The 19,468-nt window shown below is 46.4% G+C and carries 13 protein-coding genes; 6 read left to right on the top strand and 7 right to left on the bottom strand.

The features are described from left to right. Window positions 1–317: 317 nt before the first annotated feature. The 3 genes from gcvP to Q0852_RS01120 all read right to left on the bottom strand — a co-directional run bounded on the left by gcvP (window position 318) and on the right by Q0852_RS01120 (window position 5,151). Window positions 318–3,215 (bottom strand): aminomethyl-transferring glycine dehydrogenase, encoded by a 2,898-nt coding sequence (gene gcvP, locus Q0852_RS01110; RefSeq protein ID WP_299013067.1) that lies wholly within the window; start codon window positions 3,213–3,215, stop codon window positions 318–320. Window positions 3,216–3,343: 128 nt separating this feature from the next. Beyond that, entirely contained in the window at window positions 3,344–3,724 is a 381-nt protein-coding gene (gene gcvH / locus Q0852_RS01115) for a glycine cleavage system protein GcvH (protein WP_299013068.1), read from the bottom strand. A gap of 131 nt (window positions 3,725–3,855) precedes the next feature. Then, the gene (locus tag Q0852_RS01120) at window positions 3,856–5,151 is read right to left on the bottom strand and encodes a serine hydroxymethyltransferase (RefSeq protein WP_299013070.1); all 1,296 of its coding nucleotides are present in this window, start codon (window positions 5,149–5,151) and stop codon (window positions 3,856–3,858) included. Window positions 5,152–5,726: 575 nt separating this feature from the next. Between Q0852_RS01120 and Q0852_RS01125 the strand changes: the two genes are divergently transcribed. The 3 genes from Q0852_RS01125 (at window position 5,727) to Q0852_RS01135 (ending at window position 8,058) form a co-directional block, all read left to right on the top strand. After that, window positions 5,727–6,362 carry a helix-turn-helix domain-containing protein gene (locus tag Q0852_RS01125; RefSeq protein WP_299013071.1) on the top strand — a complete coding sequence of 212 codons (636 nt, stop codon included), beginning with the start codon at window positions 5,727–5,729 and terminating at the stop codon, window positions 6,360–6,362. 139 nt (window positions 6,363–6,501) lie between these two features. Then, a complete protein-coding gene (gcvT, locus tag Q0852_RS01130; protein ID WP_299013436.1) occupies window positions 6,502–7,635 on the top strand; it encodes a glycine cleavage system aminomethyltransferase GcvT in 1,134 nt (377 codons plus the stop codon). A gap of 150 nt (window positions 7,636–7,785) precedes the next feature. Then, window positions 7,786–8,058, top strand: a complete 273-nt coding sequence (locus Q0852_RS01135; RefSeq protein ID WP_299013073.1) for a hypothetical protein — start codon at window positions 7,786–7,788, stop codon at window positions 8,056–8,058. A 9-nt stretch (window positions 8,059–8,067) separates the two neighbouring features. Here Q0852_RS01135 and Q0852_RS01140 read toward each other — a convergent pair whose 3' ends face one another. The 3 genes from Q0852_RS01140 to pdsR all read right to left on the bottom strand — a co-directional run bounded on the left by Q0852_RS01140 (window position 8,068) and on the right by pdsR (window position 12,036). Beyond that, window positions 8,068–8,685 (bottom strand): hypothetical protein, encoded by a 618-nt coding sequence (locus Q0852_RS01140; RefSeq protein WP_299013075.1) that lies wholly within the window; start codon window positions 8,683–8,685, stop codon window positions 8,068–8,070. A gap of 471 nt (window positions 8,686–9,156) precedes the next feature. Next, window positions 9,157–11,340, bottom strand: coding sequence for a proteobacterial dedicated sortase system histidine kinase (gene pdsS, locus Q0852_RS01145; RefSeq protein WP_299013077.1), 2,184 nt, complete (start codon window positions 11,338–11,340; stop codon window positions 9,157–9,159). Window positions 11,341–11,349: 9 nt separating this feature from the next. Beyond that, complete coding sequence (pdsR, locus tag Q0852_RS01150; protein ID WP_299013079.1) at window positions 11,350–12,036, bottom strand: proteobacterial dedicated sortase system response regulator; 687 nt, start codon at window positions 12,034–12,036, stop codon at window positions 11,350–11,352. 229 nt (window positions 12,037–12,265) lie between these two features. On the opposite strand from pdsR, the gene pdsO reads away from it, so the two are divergent. Together pdsO and Q0852_RS01160 are read left to right on the top strand one after the other, a co-directional pair. Further along, a complete protein-coding gene (gene pdsO / locus Q0852_RS01155) occupies window positions 12,266–13,039 on the top strand; it encodes a sortase-associated OmpA-like protein PdsO (RefSeq protein ID WP_299013081.1) in 774 nt (257 codons plus the stop codon). A gap of 13 nt (window positions 13,040–13,052) precedes the next feature. Beyond that, window positions 13,053–13,280 (top strand): hypothetical protein, encoded by a 228-nt coding sequence (locus tag Q0852_RS01160; RefSeq protein ID WP_299013083.1) that lies wholly within the window; start codon window positions 13,053–13,055, stop codon window positions 13,278–13,280. A gap of 129 nt (window positions 13,281–13,409) precedes the next feature. Here Q0852_RS01160 and Q0852_RS01165 read toward each other — a convergent pair whose 3' ends face one another. After that, complete coding sequence (locus Q0852_RS01165; RefSeq protein WP_299013084.1) at window positions 13,410–14,348, bottom strand: chemotaxis protein CheV; 939 nt, start codon at window positions 14,346–14,348, stop codon at window positions 13,410–13,412. A 586-nt stretch (window positions 14,349–14,934) separates the two neighbouring features. Here Q0852_RS01165 and fdhF point away from each other — a divergent pair. Further along, window positions 14,935–19,089, top strand: coding sequence for a formate dehydrogenase subunit alpha (fdhF, locus tag Q0852_RS01170; RefSeq protein ID WP_299013086.1), 4,155 nt, complete (start codon window positions 14,935–14,937; stop codon window positions 19,087–19,089). Window positions 19,090–19,468 lie beyond the last annotated feature (379 nt).

Below are 19,468 nucleotides of genomic sequence, written 5' to 3' on the forward strand. Positions count from 1 at the left end.
TAGTTTCTGAGTTTATCATTCCAGGCTAAGCTTAATCTTCTCACCGAGTGGGGTGTTGGCAACACGAGATGATAATCATGTGCACGTGTCGCCAGATGATCGAATTACGCGTAAATAGATTTTATCTGCACCACTGGGTCTGGACACACTACTAAACGACTTTTCTATACTTTAAGTAATTTATGGACAGCTAAATTAGTAAAAGCACTAACTGTTTTTTTCCCTTCTTCTTAACAACTTTAGAGTAATCAAAAAAGCGAACCAAAGGTTCGCCTTTTTAATATCAAGTCAGTTTCCAACTTAGTTATTTGTAATCATCAGTCCTCAACATAGTTCTCAATACCTGGGCAGGAGCAAACTAAGTTACGATCTCCAAACACGTTATCGACGCGGTTGACGGTTGGCCAATATTTGGCGTCTTTGGTTTGAGCTGAAGGGAAGCAGCCAAGTTCACGGCTGTAGCTGCGGTTCCATTCTGCTTCCATCAGATCTGCCTGAGTATGCGGTGCATTTACCAATGGGTTGTCTTTCAAATCCCACGCGCCATTCTGAACTCGGGTGATTTCGTGGCGGATGGCAATCATCGCATTACAGAAGCGATCCAGCTCGGCAATGTCTTCAGACTCTGTTGGTTCGATCATTAGGGTACCGGCAACAGGGAAAGACATAGTTGGAGCGTGGAAACCGTAGTCCATCAGGCGCTTGGCAACATCTTCCTCAGAAATGCCGGAGGCTTCCTTGATTGGGCGGATATCGATAATACACTCGTGGGCAATACGGCCATTGGTGCCGCGGTATAGCACAGGGTAGTGCGGACGCAGGCGTTCCATTACGTAGTTAGCATTCAGGATAGCCAGTTTGGTTGCTTCAGTCAGGCCTTGTTCTCCCATCATCGCAATGTAGGCGTAGGAAATAGGCAGGATAGAAGCTGAGCCTAGGTTAGCGGCTGAAACGGCGTATTGAGGTTGTTCGCTTTCCATATTTTCAACGTGACCCGGCAAGAACGGAGCTAGGTGAGATTTCACACCGATCGGGCCCATACCCGGACCACCGCCACCGTGCGGGATACAGAAGGTTTTATGCAGGTTCAAGTGAGAAACATCAGAGCCGATGAAACCTGGGCTGGTCAAGCCAACCTGAGCGTTCATGTTGGCACCGTCAAGATAAACCTGACCGCCGGCTTCGTGTACCAGCTCGCACACTTCCTGAACGGCTTCTTCATATACGCCGTGAGTTGACGGGTAGGTGATCATGATGCATGACAGGTTGTCGCGGTGTTTTTCTATTTTTGCTTTCAGGTCTTCAACATCAATGTTGCCTTGGTCGTCACAGCCAACAACGACCACTTTCATTGAAACCATTGCCGCAGATGCCGGGTTAGTGCCATGCGCCGAGCTTGGGATTAAACATACGTTACGGTGTGACTCATCATTGGACTCGTGGTAGCGCTGGATGGCAATCAGACCAGCATATTCACCCTGAGCGCCGGAGTTAGGCTGTAGCGACATTGCGTCGTAGCCCGTAACAGTACACAGCATTTCAGAGAATTTATCGGCCAGCTCGACATAGCCTTTGGCTTGGTCGATAGGGGCGAATGGGTGTAATGCACCAAACTCCGGCCAAGTGACCGGGATCATCTCGGCGGCAGCGTTAAGTTTCATGGTACAGCTGCCCAGCGGGATCATGCCGTGGGTTAGCGAGTAGTCTTTGTTTTCCAGTTTCTTCATGTAACGCATCATCTGCGTTTCGCTGTGGTACTGGTTGAAGACTGGATGAGTCAGGTATGGACTGGTACGGCGGCAGCTTTCAGGGATGGCGGCATACTCGTCGCTGGCGATATCTGCGGTGAACATCGATGCTTTCAGATCGTTACCGCTAAATAGCTCTAGAAGTTCTTCGACATCATCAACCTTGGTTGTTTCATCAATGCTGATCCCTAGTTGTTCAGCTTGGCTGTCGGCAGCAGGGTATTTACGCAGGTTAATACCGGCATCCAGGGCTTTACTGTAAAACTCATTGGTTTTCTTGCCGGTGTTTAAGGTCAGGGTATCGAAGAAAGTGTCGTTGTCCAGCTCTATGCCTGAGTTGCGCAGCCCGGTCGCCAGTATTGCCGTAAGGTGGTGGACACGGCGTCCGATTTTTCGAAGGCCTTCAGGACCGTGGTAAAGGGCATAGAATGTAGCCATGTTTGCCAGCAGAGCTTGTGCCGTACAGATATTCGAAGTGGCTTTTTCACGGCGGATATGCTGCTCGCGTGTTTGCATTGCCATGCGAAGCGCCTGGTTCTCTTTTGAATCTTTTGATACGCCGATAACACGGCCAGGCATGGTGCGCTTGTGTTTGTCTTTGGTGGCCATAAAGCCGGCGTGTGGGCCACCGAAGCCCATAGGTACGCCGAAACGCTGGGCACTACCGATTACCACATCGGCATCCATTTCGCCGGGTGATTTCAGCAAGGTAAGAGTCAGTAGATCGGAAGCGACAGCGACCAGAGCTTTCTTGTTGTGTGCTTGCTCGATGATGTCGGTAAGATCGACGATATTACCTGTTGTTCCCGGATATTGAACCAGTGCACCAAATACGTCGTGGTTATCCAGCTCGTCGATAGCGCCTGTGATGATTTCAATGCCGATATAACCTGCACGGGTGCGTACAACGTCAATCGTTTGTGGGTGCAGGTCGTTAGAGATAAAGAAGGCTTTGCTCTTGTTTTTGCTTGCTCGCTGGCACAAGGTCATGGCTTCGGCTGCGGCTGTGGCTTCGTCAAGCAGTGATGCGTTAGCCAGCTCCATGCCGGTCAGATCCATGATCATCTGCTGATAGTTGAGCAGGGATTCAAGGCGGCCCTGGGAAATTTCAGGCTGATATGGTGTATAAGCCGTGTACCACCCCGGATTTTCTAATACGTTACGCAAAATAACGTTAGGGGTATAGGTGTTGTAGTAACCCTGACCGATAAAGCTGCGGTTAATTGTGTTCTTGCCGGCGATTGCTTTTAATGCTGTCAGCATTTCCGCTTCGCTTTGCGGCTGGTCTAGCTTCATGGGCTCCGGCAGACGAATTGCCGCCGGAACGGTTTCTTTAATCAGCTGGTCGACGCTTGCTACGCCGATGGTTTCCAGCATGATTTTTTGTTGTGCTGAATCCGGGCCATTATGACGACCTGCAAATTCCTTATCGTCACTTAATGCATTTAGAAGAGTCATGTCGGTCATGGTTCTTTCCTGAACAGTTACTACCTATTACCTGTGAGCATGAGGTAAATTATGGGAATCATCGAAACAACTGAAAATGGCTTTTAGGCGTTGGATTTATGCCTGTATACCTAAAAGCCAACGTTCGATTAGTCTTCGTCGAGAGTTGCTAGGTATTTCTCGCCGTCGATAAGCGTGCTTAGCTCTTCAACATCAGCAAGTTTGATTTTAGCAATCCAGCCACCTTCATAAGGTTCTTCGTTAACCAGCTCCGGGCTTTCTTCCAGCTCTTCGTTTACTTCAATGATTTCGCCGGTAACCGGGGCATAAAGGTCAGAGGCCGCTTTTACCGATTCGACAAGAGAGAAGGTCTCACCTGCTTCGGTTGAATCACCGACTTCCGGCAGATCTACGAATACAACATCACCAAGCAGGCCCTGAGCGTGGTCTGAGATCCCCATGGTGATTGTGCCGTCACCGTTATTGCGTACCCACTCGTGGCTTTTAGTGAACTTCAATGTATTTTCCATTTATAACTCCTTGCGCAATGTTTCCGCAGATATCGTTTGCTTTTTCTATAGGCCCGGCAGAGAAATACCGGGCCGCTGATTGTTATTACTGGGTATCGACGATGGGCTTCTGAATCGGCGATCATGACGATTTAGTGATAGAGCGGGAAGCGGCCGCAAAGCTTCTGAACTTGCTGTTTTACTCGCTTCTCAACGTCGCTGTTGTCTTTCGGGTTAGCGACCAGCCCGTCCAGAACATCACCAATCCATTCACCGATTTGCTTGAATTCATCAGCCCCGAAGCCGCGGCTGGTACCGGCCGGTGTGCCCAGTCGGATACCTGATGTTACCATCGGCTTTTCAGGATTGAATGGGATGCCGTTCTTGTTACAGGTAATGCCCGCACGTTCCAGAGCTTCTTCAGCCTGGTTACCTTTCAAACCTTTAGGACGAAGGTCAACAAGCATGAGGTGGGTGTCTGTTCCGTCGGTAACGATGTCACATCCATGAGCTTGCAGGACTTCGGCAAGAACTTTCGCATTGCTGATCACATTTTTTATATAGAGCTTGAACTCAGGTTCCAGTGCTTCACCAAGGGCAACGGCCTTACCGGCGATAACATGTATTAGCGGATCGCCTTGCAGGCCTGGGAATACGGCTGAATTGATTTTCTTGTTGATGTCTTCGTGGTTGGTCAGGATCATGCCGCTACGAGGTCCACGTAGGGTTTTGTGGGTGGTTGTGGTAATAACGTGGGCATGAGAAATTGGGCTAGGGTGTTCGCCTGCGGCAATCAGCCCGGCGATGTGTGCCATGTCGACCATCAGGTACGCACCGACTTCGTCGGCAATGGCGCGGAATTTAGCAAAATCAATTTTACGCGGAATAGCAGAGCCACCAGCAATGATCATTTTAGGCTGGCTTTCGATAGCAAGCTCTCGAACCTGATCGTAATTAATTTCACAGCTATCATTGTCAATACCATATTGGACAGCGTTGAACCATTTACCTGAAAGGGCGGGGCGGGCACCGTGGGTGAGGTGGCCACCGGCATCCAGCGACATACCAAGAATGGTGTCGTCCGGCTGGAGGAGGGCAAGCATTACCGCGCCATTGGCCTGAGCTCCAGAGTGCGGCTGAACATTGACGTACTCACATTGGAAAAGCTGTTTAGCTCGGGCGATGGCAATTCTTTCTACCTCGTCCACATGTTCACAGCCACCGTAGTAGCGACGACCGGCGTAGCCTTCGGCATATTTGTTTGTCAAACAGCTCCCCTGAGCTTGCATAACCGCTTTAGATACGATGTTTTCGGATGCAATTAGTTCGATTTGCTGGTTCTGGCGGTTGAGATCCGCCGCGATACCTGCGTTAACAGCCCCGTCCACCTGAGCAAGATCAGTGGAAAAGAACATCTCTAAGTCATGGTTTTGGTATGAAGCTTTCATTTCACGTTATCCTCAAGTCGCGCCCCAGGTAGCGGATTCCTTTTTCCAGAGCTGTTGCGTGTTTTTTTATGGATAATGCTTGCAGTTTAATGTTAGGTGTTGAGCCTGATATGCGCGTAACTTCCTTTGCATGCCTAACAATTGCGTAACATACCTTTCTATAGATAGCCGATCAAACATAAATTTCCAATAGTGGAACATCGTCTACTTTAAGCTCGGTAATTTTGGGCAAACGATTGTGTTGTGGCATTTTATTTTATTGCCCAAGGGATGTTTTTTGTTCGAATTGTGGTTTTGAATGGCGGTTGCTGGATGGTTAAAATTGTAAGCTAATTCAGTGATATTAAGGGGGGGATAATAGTTTTGGGATTTTTTTCTTATTGGTGAATAGAGTGTGCTGCAAACCAAATTTATGACTAAAATCTGGTTGAAGAGTAACCGGATTTTATGATGTTTCCTTTTGGAAACTTTGTTTCAAATATGACGTATCGGTCATACTTTTTGATTCGTATGACTTTTGAGTTTCCTATTGGCTATGCCAGAATGAAGGAACTGAAGTACCAGGGAGAGGTGTAATGAGCGACGAACAACAAGTTGATATTTATCCATCGATGACAGTTGAAAGAGAGCGTGAATCCGAGAAGGCAGAGAAAATCGAGCCTTTACAACTGGGTAAAAGACTTAAGGAAATACGGGTTGCTCATGGTCTTACACTTGAAGAGGCGAGTAAGCGAACCGGTCTGGCACGCTCAACATTATCTAAGATTGAAAACGAACAAATTTCCCCGACGTTCCAGGCCATGCAGAAATTAGCTGGTGGCTTAGAGATTGATATACCACAACTTTTTGCCCCGCCTAAGCAGATTAGAGCAACAGGTCGACGAGATATCACACGGCTCGATCAGGGTAAGCCGCACCCAACAACCACTTATGAACATGAGCTGTTAGCAATTCAGTTGACTAATAAAAAGATGATGCCGTTCAAATCTCGGGTGCGGGCTCGCCAGTTTGAAGACTATTCGGATTGGATCCGTCATGACGGTGAAGAGTTCATGTTGGTGCTATCTGGTGAGATCACTTTCTATTCAGAGTTTTACGAACCAGTAAATCTTTGCGAAGGTGATTCGGTCTATTACGATGCCACAATGGGCCATATGTTAATTTCGGTCAGTGTTGAAGATGCTCATATACTTTGGGTTACGGCGTCGTAACTGTTGGTATAAATTTCCTTTTAACTAAAATTATGCGATGTAGCACGATTTGATCAATAAGAAACTTTGTTTACTATAGGAAACTGGCTGTAGCATAGTTGCAACAAGTTAAATGGAAAGTAGCCGCAGCCCGCAGTTGATGGAGTATAAACATATGTCTCAAGAACTACAGGTAACACCTCTGCACGCACTTCATGTTGAGATGGGCGCAAAAATGGTTCCTTTTGCTGGCTATGATATGCCTGTCCAATATGCATTGGGTGTTCGTAAGGAGCACATTCATTGCCGAGAGGCCGCTGGCTTGTTTGATGTGTCGCATATGGGGCAGCTTCGTCTCCATGGTGTGAATGCAGCAAAAGCATTGGAAGCTTTAGTTCCGGTAGACATTATCGACCTACCTGCCGGAAAACAGCGTTATGCCTTCTTTACTAATGAGCAGGGTGGAATTTTGGATGATCTCATGGTTACCAATTTGGGTGATCATTTGTTCGTTGTTGTAAATGCGGCATGCAAAGAGAAGGACATTGCCCATATTAAGGCACATTTGCCTGACGATGTTGAGCTGGAGCTGATTGAAGACCGTGCCTTGTTGGCACTGCAGGGGCCAAAAGCTGCCGAGGTGTTAGCTCGTTTGAATCCGTCCGTGAGCGATATGGTCTTTATGGATGCCGCTAAGGTTGAATTGTTAGGCGTTGAGTGTTTGGTGAGCCGTTCAGGTTATACCGGTGAAGATGGTTACGAGATTTCAGTTCCGTCGGATAAAGCCGAGACACTGGCTCGCGAATTACTTTCACAGGTTGAAGTTGAGTGGATTGGCCTCGGAGCCCGTGACTCGCTGCGTCTTGAGTGTGGCCTGTGCCTGTATGGACATGATATCGATACCACGTCAACGCCTGTAGAAGCCAGCCTTCTGTGGGGGATCAGCAAGCCTCGTCGTGCTGATGGTGAACGGGCTGGTGGTTTTCCTGGGGCTGAGATTATTCTTGAGCAAATTAAAACTAAAGATGTTGCCCGCAAGCGTGTGGGCTTGATTGGCCAGACTAAGGCGCCTGTTCGAGAAGGCAGCAAGCTGTTCGATGCTGATGATAATGAAATTGGCATTGTTACCAGTGGTATGTTTGGGCCGACAAAGGGTGTGCCTGTTGCGATGGCATATGTCAAAACGGATTTAGCTCAGCTAGGAACAGAAATTTTTGCGGAAGTTCGCGGTAAGAAGCTGCCAATGACAGTCGAGAAGATGCCGTTTGTACCGCAGAACTATTACCGGGGCTAATTAGTATTGGTAAATTACTATCACTAATACACCAAGCAGGGAGCCAATTGGCTCCTTTCTTTTTTTCTTCTCATTAATTTGTTGGCAGAGTGCTTTGCGATCAACTTCACTTATAGAAGTTGGAAGGCGGCGATACAAAGGTTGTAAGCGATGATGAAGATGGGCGTAATACTTGCCGGAGCAGGTTTGGTGGTCATGGCATCGGCGGCACATTCGGACACATTGTTAATGTCATATGAGGATTACATGGGGCGTTGTTTAGGTACTTACGGAGAAGATAAGGTAACAAAAACTGTCTGTGAGGCTCAGTATCAGGCAATGACCAAGAAAGAGCAGGAGTTAATGGCACAGGCTGATGTCAGCGAGACAGATAGGTCACGCTTGCCTGCAGATCAGAGTAAGAGTGCAGATAAAATTGATTGAGAGTCTGAGCTAGTAATTTAGCTCAGCATGAGCCTCTGTATTGAGTGCTGTTTTGAGCATGGTGTTAAAAACACGGCAGGACTGACGATTTAATGAAAGACTTTCTTGCTGGTTGCCAATTAACGATATTAATTTCAGTTCTGCTTCTTTCTTGGCGTTTATTCTTTGATCTGTGTTGAAGTAAGCCAATACCGGAGAGCTGAGGTTATTATCTATGGTTTGTAAATGATAATAGCAGCGATTGATTGCCAAACTTTCAGCTAGAATTTCTTTAGCTTGATTAGTATCTTCAATAATTAAGCTATTGCTATAAATATCTAACAAACGATCCCATTTTTTTGCTGCCAGCAGCCCCATTACGACATATTCAGGCCTTTGATAAATGGACAGTAGCACTTTTTCGTAATCATCTCTTAACTGGTTTTTATTATTATCTTCACCATAAATATCAGAATGAACATTGCTGATGTAGGTCGGGAGTTCTATTGTACTTACTTTCCACTTAGCCAGCAGTTGTAAGGCGTTATATTCGTTGAAAGGCAGGCCAATAGCATTACTTTCAATGGAATAGCTTTGTTTGCTGATAAGCAGGGTTGCAATGAATATATATTTTTTGAGTGAATTCATTTTTTCTGGCTTGATAATTGACGCAATACGAATGCCTATTAATGGTAAGTGTTTATTTATTAGCAAATTATTTGGTTTTACACTGCGAGTTATTACATGGAAATGACAGAAAAGGATGGTTTGACGGATGTTTTTATTTGAGGCGTATCAAGGAGAGTAATAGAACTTTATTTCTGGGGTGCGTTGTTCAGCTTGGATTTAGCCTCTGCTGGTATTATCTGTGCGGTTGTTTGGTAAGAAGTACTTAGTGAGTACAATCGCCAACTTTTTTTCAATGGTTGGATAGTCCATGTTCGATAAGATGTTTGAAGTACTGTTAACCATTGCAGCGATATTAATTGCTATAGGAATATATACAGCGGCGGTAATGGTATAGCAAAATGTAGGTATTTACGGATTTAACCGAAACAAAAAGCACCCGAAGGTGCTCTTTTTGTATGTGTGAAGATGTTTTTTTGTATGAGCTTAGTATTAGCTCTCTTCTGGAGCGATAGGTAAGGTAATCATTGCTTCAACGCCTTTCTGATCTGCACGGTTTCTTAACTTAATCTCACCATGGTGAAACTCTGTAATTAGTCTGGCAATGAATAGTCCCAGGCCGAGGTGGGGTTTGCTCTGTTTGTTCTGGGTTCGAACTGAAACCATGGAATTGAGCAGTTGGTCTGACATGTTTTCAGGCAATAGCGGCCCGTAGTTGCTGACAGTAAGTACGGCTTGGGAGCCATTTCTTGCGAGGATTACCTCAATCGGATTTTGGTTATCGCTGAAATCTTCAGCATTGGCGATAAGTTTATCCAATAATTGAGCTAGGTAATCTGGCGCGCCGTTTACGAATATATCGGAACTACCGGCATGTACCGTGAAAGTTTGGTTTGGAAAGGCCATCTGGTAGCCTTGCAAACAACCTGAAACCAGTTCGTTGAAAGGAAAGCGTTCTTTTTCGGCTCCTTGCAGGCTCTGTTCGATACGGGTTGCTTCTGTCATGCTCGATAAAATGGTGCTTAACCGCTGGACGCCATCCTGTGCTCGGGCGATATAGCGCTGGGAATCATCATCTTGGTTCTGCATCGAAAGGTTTTCCAACGATGAACGTACAACGGCAACCGGGGTACGCAATTCATGGGAGAGTCGGGAGGAGAGGTTCTCAAGATAATGGTTATACTGGCCCAGGCGGGTGACCATTCCGGCCAGACTTCGGGACAAATCACCGATTTCATCGGTATCCTGTGTCGGCGATATAGGCTGTTGGATCCGCCCCTGGCTGTCAATTGCCAGCTCGGCTTCATCACGTAGCTTTCTCACTCGTGAGGATATTTTTGAGGCGAACAGGAAAAGGGTGATAGTGCCGATGGCAATCACAGCTAAGATGGCATTGAATAACTTTTCCAGCGCCCGATTACGTAGGGTTTGGATCCCAACTGTGGACTCTTCGGCTACAACAGCGCCCATAACATTATTGTCCAGCCAAATTGGATAAGCTGCTGTCAGAATCATTACCTTACCGTCTTCTGAACGACGCCAGTGGGAATAACCGCGACCTTGCAATGCCTGAGAGACGTGAACGCCTTTAACCAGTGCCTCGTCTTGTTGTGTGTCGACGAACTCGCTTGGCTCGGTGATTAAGTATCGGTAATAAAGCGGATGCAGTAGTTTTTTCTCAAGGGATGACCACCAGGTGTTATCGTTGTCACCGTATTTGACCGATGACGACCACACACCGTTTGAATCCTGAATATCACCGGTTTGCGCCAGTACGCGCTGATGGCGATCAATAACCCAGATACGGGAGCTGGTATGTCCCATTCCTTTAAGGATTTTTTCGATTTCGGGTGAGGGCACCAGTACGGTTCCTAATCTGTTAAGGTGGGATGTATTGGATGTACCAATGATGGTATCAATTTCCCGGTTCTGGCGGTTGTTGATATCGTAAAAAGCAAAGCCGAGCTTGTTGCCAAGGTATGAGAGTGGAAGCCGCAACTCGATGTTGTAGCCTTTGTCGGTGGTGCGCCAATAGCCCTGGATGTGCTTTTGTTGGATCAGGCTAGCTGAATCGCTGATGCCATCGGTTATTTGCCACGCATTAACCCAGCCATCTTCATAGGCTGAAATAACATAGCGGGAAAATTCGCCGTCAGGTGATGTCATTGCGATCGTCAGGTGATCATTTCGGTCGACGCGCACAGAATCTTTACGTCGCATGATTGGAGCGCTGTCTGAAACTTCAAAGGCCGCGTAAAGATAACCATCATATTTACCGACGATATGACGAAAGCTGATGCTGGTATTGCTGTAGGGAAGACGGCTGAATTGCACGTAATCGCGCCCGTAGTGCACCATTTTATCGTCATAGTCAGTCCAGTCACTTAATTGGCCGTCAAGTGTAATTGGGGTTTGCAATTCATAGGCATATAAATCATGGCCCTTTTTAACTGATTGCAGAAAGCTGGCTTGATCACTGAATAGTTTCGGGCGTTCGTTCAGTGCTGTCGCAACCGCCCTGGTTGTACCGATCAGTGTCTGTTCTTGTCCCTGACGCAACAGTTTTTCCATTTCCAGGATATATTTGTAGCCCAACCAGGGCAGGAGCAACAGGAAGCTGGAAATCAGGATAACTTTGGTTCTCAGACCAATGGGTAATTTGGATAGTCTATTCATTCTTTTCCGTTATGCACCCCAGCGGTAGCCCATGCCATAGACGGTATTGATGCAATCAAAGTTGTCATCATATTGCAGGAACTTTTTGCGGATCCGTTTGATATGGGATGTAATTGTGCTGTCATCAACAACCACTTGGGCTTCGTCCATCAAATCATGGCGGCATTTGACATGCCCCGGTCGTTTGGCTAAGGCATAAACCATCCAGAACTCGGTGACGGTAAGTTCGATTAACTGCTTGTTCCAGAAAATCTGCATCTTATTCTTGTTGATGGTTAACGGACCGCGCTCAATCAGCGTTTCTTGCTCTGCCGGTGCTGCAAGAAGATCGCTGCGGCGAAATAGGGCTGCAATACGCGCTATTAAATGGGGCAGGCTGGTATCTTTGGTCAGGTAATCATCCGCACCCATGCGAAGGCCGCAGACGGTATCGAAGTCGCTGTCCCGGGCAGTAAGGAAAATAATCGGTACGGTTGGCGACATGGCCCGCAGCGACTGGCAGAGCGAAAAGCCACCATCAATTTCATCCTGAAGGCCTATATCAATAATCGCGAGATCAGGGAGCTCTTGCTCAAAGGCTGCTTGCGCTTCAGGGCGGTTATCGTATCCCTTCACACCGTAGCCATGTTTTTTTAATACATCGATATAGTTTTCTCGAATTGCCGTTTCGTCTTCGACAATGACAATATTTCTCATGGATTACCTTCGTTTACGGCCAGGCCCTGGATTGATGTAGTGACTATACAAGAAAAAAAGGCAGAGAAAAGCAGTGATAAGCGATTGCCATTTTTTTGCCACAATTGATCAGCACATTGCCTTTTTTTATCCCCGATATTGCCAGAACTACTTGGTTTAATTACCTCATCGAAACGACAACGACATAAACAACAACGTCAGAACGTGTTTAATGAATGAGGAATTCACAATGAAAAAGCAGCTAATTTCCACTTTGATCGCCACGACTTTAATGACTTCTGTTATTGCTTCTGCCGCTCAGGCCAATACCGTTGTAGAAACTGATGATGCATATAAACTCGGCCAGCAGGAACAATTAATTGGTATGGGCTCAGGCGCAGCATTCGGTGCACTGGTTGCTGGCCCAGCTGGTGTGGTTATCGGCGGTATTATCGGCGGTATTATCGGAACTACGGTTGGCCAGGAAGATCATATTAAAGCGCAAGATGAAGAGGTGCTTGAATTGACTTTGCGTAATACCGAGCTAGAGCGTATCAGTCAGCACTATAACCAGGCGCAACTTGAAATTGCCCGCTTGCAGCAGGATGCGATTCAGCAAGACAGATTCTTGCAGGAAAAAATTGAGCAACACCAGATTGACCTTGCGTTGGAGATGAACGTCCATTTCCGTACGGGCTCTGCCACGATTGAACCGCATTTCCAGACTCAGCTAGATGAACTGGCGGATCTAATGAAGCAAGCACCGGAAGTTAGTTGGGAATTGGCTGGTTATGCCGACCGTCGTGGTAATAGCCAGAAGAATATGAGTTTGTCTCAGCGTCGTGTTGAAGCTGTGCGTGAATACCTGGAGTTGCAAGGGGTAGATGCAAACCAGATTGTCGCTGCTGCCTATGGTGATCAGGAGCCGCTGAAATCAGAGCAGAACTTTGAAGGGGATTTCTTTGACCGTCGCGTTACCTTGCGAAGTAATAATGAGTCAGTTCAGACCGCACATAGCTATTAATAGCGGATGACATATGGCTAAAGCCAATGGCAAGGATACAGTGATGACAAGAAACAATAACAGTGGAGCGCCCGGTTGGGTGCTTCCTATCCTCATCATGTTTTTGCTGGCGTTGCAGTTAACGCTCAGGGCAGAAGATGTAAAAGCGCAGCAGATTGATATTTTGCATGGTGAAACACTTAAGGCATGGAATGAGTTAGAAACGGGTTATGACAAGGAGGCTGTGAATGATTTGGGATGAGCGCTATTGGCTAACAGTGTTGCTGAAAGTGTCTGTACTTCATTTCAGCCTGATATATTGCTAGGAGGGTGGAATGCAGATAGAAAAAAACTCGCCGAAAGGCGAGTTCTTTTTATTGAGAGAAAAGGCTTAAAGAACTTGGCGTAAGCGATCTTGCACGACTTCAACCAGTAAGTCTGGCTGGAATTTCGAAATAAAGCGATCGCAACCGACTTTTTCCACCATGGCTTCGTTGAAACTGCCGCTCAGGGAAGTATTCAGCGCAATGTGAATATCTTTCATTCGTGGATCGTTTCGGATTTCATGAGTCAGCTTATAACCATCCATTTCCGGCATTTCGGCATCGGTAAACATCATCAGGATTTCATCGTTGATGTTTTTGCCTTCATCGCACCATTTCTTAAGCAAGTTCAGTGCCATTAGGCCATCAGTGGCTTCAATGATCTCTAGTCCCAGCTGGGATAAAGTATCACGGATCTGAGCTCGGGCTGTCGATGAATCATCAACAATAAGTATTTTTCGACCATGGAAGTGGTTGACGATTTCGTCGTCTAATACATCTTCAGAAATATGTACGTTGTATTCGATGATTTCTGACAGGACTTTTTCTACATCAATAATACTGACGAGACGATCTACACCGTCACGTTGTAGTTTAGTCAGTGCTGTCAGGTAGTTATTACGACCAACCTGTTTTGGTGGCGGCTGAATATCACGCCAGGTCAGGTTTTCGATATTCATGACTTCACCGACAAGAAACGCCTGAATAGAGCGATTGTATTCGGTGATAATCATATTACTTTCGCCGCTGCCTTCTACGTGGCGCATGCCTATGGCCTGGCGAAGATCTATTACAGGAATAGACTGGCCTCGGATATTGGCGACGCCTGTAATATTGGGGTGCGAACCGGGTAAGCTATTTAGTTTAGGGAGTTTTACGACTTCCTTAACCTTAAAAACATTGATGGCAAATAATTGAGATGTGTTCAGTTTGAAGATAAGCAATTCGAGTCGGTTTTCACCAACAAGCTGAGTACGCAGATCAACAGAATCGAGAATATTGGCCATATTTCGCCCGGAAGTTCAAGAAATTATTAAAATTATCATCGAATTATATGCTGGATAAAGGTGCAAAGTCACGTCTTATGTATGGCTTTATCTTCTTGGTTTCAATAACTATGTGATTGCTATCGATTTATTTCTCTTATGCAGAGTTTACTCGGATTGAGCTCAGCTATGTTTTTTTTGCTTCTTTCAGTGTGATGAGTGGTTGGTTCACCTTTGATTGAGGTTAGAAGAAACAAGTGAAATCGTTGTTTTTACCTCTTTGGAGTTATATGTGAGACGAAGTGACAGAAAATTTAAATAAATTTCAGTATGATTTAGCTAATTAAATAGATACAACATATTTGTCACTTTATTTCGTGCGAAAAATAATTCTCTACAGTGCTCCAAATCAAGGAATTTTATTCTGGCTCTGCTAGGTTGGAGGGATAAGAAAAATGATGATTTCCTACTGATCATCCTTGAGCGCTGTACCTGGCTTTCCCCTATGAACAAGAAGTTAGCTAATACATGAATTCAGGCATTAAATTGCTTTTATCGTATTACTGTTTGCCTTGATGCCGCGCCGAGTTACAGAATGAGGCAATTTATGAAAAATGTCACAATAGACGGACAGGTAGTAACTGCTGATAGTCAGCAGACGTTACTTGAAGCCGCGACGCAATGCCAGATAGAGATCCCATCTTTATGCGGTTTGAATAAAGATGGAGAAAAAGTACCTTGCGGGTTGTGTGTCGTCGAAGTCGAAGGACAAGGCGTACAACGTGCATGCGAAATTAAACCCTATGAAGGAATGAAGGTTACCACTCAGAGTGAAGCGTTGGCGGCGGATCGCCGTAAGGCGCTGAACCGCATCCTGTCGGATCATTATGCCGACTGTGAAGCGCCATGTCAGACAGCATGTCCGGCTGGGGTGGATATTCAGTCCTACCTGTATCACATTGCTCAGAATGATCACCAAAAAGCGATTGAGGTGATTAAACGAACACTGCCGATGCCGCTTTCTATCGGTCGTGTTTGTCCGGCTTTCTGTGAAGCGGAGTGTCGTCGTGGTCTTGTTGATGAACCATTGGCGATCCGTCAGCTGAAACGCCATGCTGCTGATGCTGATTTGGAAGCGCAGGAGCAGTATGTTCCTGAACGTAAGCCTGCCAAGGATAAGTCGGTTGCTATTATAGGTAGTGGCCCGGGTGGTTTGACCTGTGGCTATTATCTGAGTAACGAGGGTTACAGTGTCACTGTATTCGAGGCGATGCCGGAAACAGGTGGTTGGCTTCGTTATGGTATTCCTGAATATCGTTTGCCAAAAGCCATCCTCGATAAAGAAGTTGAGTTGATGTGTCGTAACGGTATGACGATTGAAACCGGTAAAGAGCTGGGTAAAGACTTTCTGTTGTCTGAACTGGTGAAAGAGTATGATGCCGTTTGTCTTGCTGTCGGTGCCTCGAAAGCCGTTGAAATGAATTATACAGGTAGTGATCTTGATGGTTGCTACCTGGGTGTGGATTACCTAAAAGATTATGTCACCGAGAAGCAGTACACCACAGGTAAGAAGGTGGCTGTGATTGGTGGTGGTAACACCGCAATTGACTGTGCCCGTACTGCTGTACGAGATGGTGCAGATACGACACTTATTTATCGTCGAACCCGCGACGAGATGCCGGCTGAAGATTATGAAATCGTAGAAGCTGAGCATGAAGGGGTGAAATTCCACTTCCTGACCAACCCTGTAGAAAATATTACAGATGAAAATGGCCGGGTATGCGAAGTCAAACTGGAGAAAATGGCGCTCGGTGAACCTGATTCATCAGGTCGTCGCCGTCCTCAGCCGACAGGCGAATATTTCACAGAAAATTTCGACACTGTGATTGCTGCAGTTTCGCAAAAGCCAGATCTGGCATTCCTTGATAATGATAATATCGAATTGCCGCTGACGCGCTGGGCAACCCTGGAATCTGATGCCGGCACGATGCATTCTGGCCATGAAAATATCTTCAGTATCGGTGATTTCCGTCGTGGTCCGGCTACTGCGATTGAAGCGGTTGCTGATGGCCGTGTAGCAGCCGAAGCTATTGACCGTTTCTTTAACGGTGACATGGAGAAGATTCCGGTTAAGCCGTTCAATTCCCAGAAAGAAGCCAAAGTTAAGCAAGTTGATCCTCAGCATTTTGCCAACCTTAAAAAGGCGATGCGTTCAGTCATGCCCGAGTTGAGCCTTGAAGACCGTGAGCTGAGTTTTGATGAAGTTGAAAAAGGCTTCATTAATGAAGAAGCGATTCGTGAAGCAGAGCGTTGCCTGGAGTGTGGCTGTCAGGCCAATACCGACTGTAAGCTACGTGACTTTGCGACGGAATACAAAGTTGATAATAACGACTTTGATATGGAAAACCGTCAGAAATTCTGTGTCGATACTTCGTCTGAATTTATTGTTTTTGATGCTAACCGTTGTATTAGCTGTGGTCAGTGCGTTCAGGCTTGCAACGAGAATGCCGTTCATGGTGCGCTGAGCTTTATGAAAAAACCGGATGGCAGCAGTGCTAACCGTCCGCAATGCCGACCTGGTTTCGAAAATGGTTATAGCATGGGCGATTCCAACTGCGTTCAGTGCGGTGCCTGTGTTCAGGTTTGCCCGACTGGTGCGTTGGTTGATGCTCGAGATAAATCACAGGGGCGTATCGAAATGCTTAAGCCTGTCGATACTATTTGTACCTACTGTGGTGTCGGCTGTAAGGTCACCATGTATGTGGATGAGAGCCGTAATGAGATCCGTTATGTACAAGGTGCTAAAGATTCACCAGTGAATGACGGCATGCTATGTGTGAAAGGTCGTTTCGGTTTTGATTTCATTCATAGTCCTGAGCGTCTGAATACTCCGCTTATCCGTAAAGATGGTGAGTTGCAGCCCGCAAGTTGGGATGAAGCACTTTCGCTGGTGGCTGAAAAGCTTGGTGGCATCAAGGAACAAGATGGTTCAAATGCGTTGGCTGGATTCTCATCTGCGAAGACTACGAACGAAGATAATTTCGCATTCCAGAAATTCATTCGCCGTGAGCTGGGTACCAACAACGTTGATCACTGTGCTCGTCTGTGCCACGCATCTACCGTAACCGGTCTGGAAGCGTCGCTGGGTAGCGGGGCGATGACCAATGATATTCCAGGTATTAAACATTCTGATTTGGTGTTTATTATCGGTTCTGATACCACCTCGGCTCACCCGATCATTGCTTCGCATATCAAGCAGGCAATCCGAAAGGGAACCGCTCGCCTGATTGTTGCCGATCCTAAGCGTATTGATATGGCTGAATATGCCGAGCTTTACGTCGCGCACCGCCCGGGTACGGACGTGATGTTGATGAACGGTATCATGCAGCAAATCATTAAGAACGGCTGGCAAAATGAGCAATACATTGCTGAACGTGTAGAAGGTTATGAACAGCTGAAAGCCGAGGTAATGTCTGATGATTATGCACCGGATAAAGTTGAACTGATCACGGGTGTTAAAGCTCGCGATATGATCAAAATGGCCGAGATGATCGGCACGGCTGACCGTACGGCTGTGTACTACTCAATGGGTATCACTCAGCACACTACCGGTCATGATAATGTGCGCTCAATTGCTAACCTGCAGCTGCTTTGTGGCAACTTGGGTATTGAGGGTGGAGGGATTAACCCGCTTCGTGGTCAGTCTAATGTTCAGGGTGCCTGTGACATGGGTGCCTTGCCGAATAGCTTGCCGGGTTACCAGAAGGTATATAACCCTGATGTCCATGCTAAGTTTGCTAAGGCGTGGAATAAGCCTGATCTGCCTTCAGAGTCTGGGCTGACTCTGACTGAAATTATTGATGCTGCTTGTCATAATAAGGTGAAGGGCTTGTACATCATGGGTGAAAACCCGGTATTGAGTGATCCGAATCAGGCGCATGTTATTGAAGGACTCGAGAAGCTGGACTTCCTTGTCGTTCAGGATATTTTCCTGACAGAAACCGCCCAGTATGCTGATGTGGTTCTGCCTTCATGCTCATTTGCTGAAAAATCGGGTAACTTCACCAATACAGAACGCCGTGTTCAGCGTATTTCTCCTGTGGTTAAAGCGCCGGGAGAAGCGAAGGAAGACTGGTGGATTATCCAGAGTATCGCCAATGCCATGGGCAGCGACTGGGATTATCAATCCGTTCAGGATATCACGGAAGAGATCACACAGTTGACACCGCAGTATGCAGGTATTCACTGGGAGCGAATCGGTAGTGAAGGCATTCAGTGGCCGTGTAAGGATGAAAAGCATCCAGGTACACGCATTATGCACGAGCAGCAGTTTGTGCGTGGAAAGGCAGAAATGGTCGCGATTCCGTTCCGCTATGCCGCTGAGCTTCCGGATGACGAGTATCCGCTTGTTCTGACGACAGGTCGTCTGCTGGAGCAGTTCCATACCGGCACCATGACCCGCAAGACAAAAGGTCTTGATAAGCTGGCAGGCCCGCGTGCCATGATCTCGGTTGCCGACGCTGAGCGTTTAGGTATTGGTAATGGCGAAATGCTTCGGGTATCGACTCGTCGTGGTTATATTGATACACCTGCGTTTGTTACCAAGCGAATGCAGCAGGGGGTAGTTTTTGTACCTTTCCATTTCGCAGAATCACCTGCTAACCGTCTGACCATTACGGCCACGGATCCACACGCTAAGATCCCTGAGTTTAAGGTCGCGGCAGTGAAAATTGAGAAGCTGGAAGATGTGCTGACAGCATAACGCAGGTCTTGTTAGAGCTTGATACTGATGAAAACACCCGGTTTTAACCGGGTGTTTTTTTATGTGCGGTTTGGAATTGCACGTTTTTTTCGGCGTTCAGATATATTTTTTTGTCTGATAACGATGATGTTGTTTGTTAAATCTTAAATTCCATATTTAATAATTTAAAATCTTCGAATTGCGATTTCTCATCCTGGTTGTGACGAGCACAGTCCGCTTTTTTTAGCACAAATTTTTACAATCGCGTGTTTGAAAAGATTTCTTACAATTTCAGCTGTGTCCAACATATTTGTAATGCTATGTTTTCTATTTCATTAAAATACAAGACCTTATGGCGTTTTAACATGTAAGCGCCTGAAGTTTGCGTATTAATTATTCG

Origin of the sequence: uncultured Photobacterium sp. (assembly GCF_947502415.1) — a bacterium.
In the GTDB taxonomy this organism is placed as follows: Bacteria; Pseudomonadota; Gammaproteobacteria; order Enterobacterales; family Vibrionaceae; genus Photobacterium.